This window comes from Pantoea sp. EEL5 (genome assembly GCF_049892805.1).
Lineage (GTDB): Bacteria > Pseudomonadota > Gammaproteobacteria > Enterobacterales > Enterobacteriaceae > Pantoea > Pantoea ananatis.
Map to the genome: position 1 here is coordinate 1 of NZ_JBNDNJ010000014.1, position 1,485 is coordinate 1,485.

Annotated in this window: 1 rRNA gene; it reads left to right on the forward strand. The window is 54.8% G+C overall.

Going from position 1 to position 1,485, the window contains the following annotated elements:
* Positions 1–1,463, forward strand: a 23S ribosomal RNA gene (locus ACPXSQ_RS22955); the annotation flags it as partial.
* Between the last annotated feature and the right edge of the window lie 22 nt (positions 1,464–1,485).

The following is a 1,485-nucleotide window of genomic DNA, read 5'->3' on the forward strand; positions in this document are numbered from 1 at the left end:
GCCGGGCGACGGTTGTCCCGGTTTAAGCGTGTAGGTGTGTGTTCCAGGCAAATCCGGTTCACTTTACACTGAGGCGTGACGACGAGGCACTACGGTGCTGAAGTGATAAATGCCCTGCTTCCAGGAAAAGCCTCTAAGCATCAGGTAACACAAAATCGTACCCCAAACCGACACAGGTGGTCAGGTAGAGAATACCAAGGCGCTTGAGAGAACTCGGGTGAAGGAACTAGGCAAAATGGTGCCGTAACTTCGGGAGAAGGCACGCTGGCGCGTAGGTGAAGGGACTTGCTCCCGGAGCCGAAGCCAGTCGAAGATACCAGCTGGCTGCAACTGTTTATTAAAAACACAGCACTGTGCAAACACGAAAGTGGACGTATACGGTGTGACGCCTGCCCGGTGCCGGAAGGTTAATTGATGGGGTTATCCGCAAGGAGAAGCTCTTGATCGAAGCCCCGGTAAACGGCGGCCGTAACTATAACGGTCCTAAGGTAGCGAAATTCCTTGTCGGGTAAGTTCCGACCTGCACGAATGGCGTAATGATGGCCAGGCTGTCTCCACCCGAGACTCAGTGAAATTGAAATCGCTGTGAAGATGCAGTGTACCCGCGGCAAGACGGAAAGACCCCGTGAACCTTTACTACAGCTTGACACTGAACACTGAGCCTTGATGTGTAGGATAGGTGGGAGGCTTTGAAGCGTGGACGCCAGTCTGCGTGGAGCCGGCCTTGAAATACCACCCTTTAATGTTTGGTGTTCTAACGTAGGCCCGTAATCCGGGCTGCGGACAGTGTCTGGTGGGTAGTTTGACTGGGGCGGTCTCCTCCCAAAGCGTAACGGAGGAGCACGAAGGTTGGCTAATCCTGGTCGGACATCAGGAGGTTAGTGCAATGGCATAAGCCAGCTTGACTGCGAGAGTGACGGCTCGAGCAGGTGCGAAAGCAGGTCATAGTGATCCGGTGGTTCTGAATGGAAGGGCCATCGCTCAACGGATAAAAGGTACTCCGGGGATAACAGGCTGATACCGCCCAAGAGTTCATATCGACGGCGGTGTTTGGCACCTCGATGTCGGCTCATCACATCCTGGGGCTGAAGTAGGTCCCAAGGGTACGGCTGTTCGCCGTTTAAAGTGGTACGCGAGCTGGGTTTAGAACGTCGTGAGACAGTTCGGTCCCTATCTGCCGTGGGCGCTGGAGAATTGAGGGGGGTTGCTCCTAGTACGAGAGGACCGGAGTGAACGCACCGCTGGTGTCCGGGTTGTCACGCCAGTGGCACTGCCCGGTAGCTAAGTGCGGAAAAGATAAGTGCTGAAAGCATCTAAGCACGAAACTTGCCCCGAGATGAGTTCTCCCTGAGCCTTTAAGGCTCCTGAAGGGACGTTGAAGACGACGACGTTGATAGGCCGGGTGTGTAAGCGCAGCGATGCGTTGAGCTTACCGGTACTAATGACCCGTGAGGCTTAACCTTACAACGCCAGAGGCGTTTTGGT